Origin of the sequence: Roseburia sp. 1XD42-69 (assembly GCF_003612565.1) — a bacterium.
Lineage (GTDB): Bacteria > Bacillota > Clostridia > Lachnospirales > Lachnospiraceae > Roseburia_B.
In genome coordinates, this window is record NZ_RAZG01000233.1 from 1 (window position 1) to 1,006 (window position 1,006).

Consider the following 1,006-nt stretch of genomic DNA (forward strand, 5'->3'; position numbering starts at 1 on the left):
TATACTTGTCCTTTTTTCGGTTTGGATGCTTTTCAAGCATTGTAATTTCCTCCAATCAATCTGAATTTTTTAAAAATCCAGATTGACGGGCGGAGAACGGCATCCAATTCCAGAAACCGCCTTACGACGTGTTCTAACAAAAAACGACAAAAGAAAAACCGCAAAGGCTGTCACACCCTCACGGTTTATAGATATATTGGTTCTTATATGTGGAGATTTAACTTCTACTTCTTGGGTAGAAAACCCCCTTGCATTGACAAGGATTTTTTTAACAGGCTGTCCACCCATCCCCGATATGATATATGTAAATGAAAATTGCTATTTGCAGGCAATAAAAATCCCTCCAAACTAAAGCAGGTTTGGAAGGACTTTTATTTTTGGCATGGCAAAGCAGCCCACCAAACGCTGTTTTTTTTATTTGGCGGGCTTCCCCTTGCCTCTGGCACTATTTACAAAAAGTGCTTTTGACCTATATTTTCTTCTCTATATTTATCACTTTCTGCGTCCACTCACGGTAAAACGCTTCTTCATGTGACACCAACAGTACTGTCCCCTCAAATTCCTCCAGTGCGGTTTTCAACGATTCTTTGGCAAGCGCATCAAGGTGGTTTGTCGGCTCGTCCATGATAAGGAAATTGCACGGCTTCATCATAAGCAGGCACATTTTAACCTTTGCCTGTTCCCCTCCGCTCAAAGTCCCGATTTCCTGCATGGCGTGTTTGCCTGAGATGCCGCAGCCTGCAAGACGCTTTCTCACGTCTTTTATCGTAAGCGATGGGTAAGCATCGGAAACAATCTGAATGGGCGTTTTTTCTATATCCGCCCATGCCAACTCCTGCTCAAAATACCCTATCTTTACCTGCTCCGAAAAACGGAAACTCCCGCTTAATGAGGGTATTTGACTGATAAGCGTTTTTAGCAGGGTGGATTTGCCGATGCCGTTAAATCCCGTCATAACAATTTTCTCTCCCCCTTTTATGGAAAAGCTGATGTCCGACAAAACAGG

General features: G+C 43.1%; 1 protein-coding gene. It reads right to left on the bottom strand.

Features of this window, described 5'->3' with window-relative positions; all coding sequences use genetic code 11:
- Nucleotides 1-469: 469 nt before the first annotated feature.
- A partial coding sequence (locus D7Y06_RS25305; RefSeq protein WP_147415793.1) for an ATP-binding cassette domain-containing protein occupies nt 470-1,006 on the bottom strand: 537 nt, incomplete at its 5' end.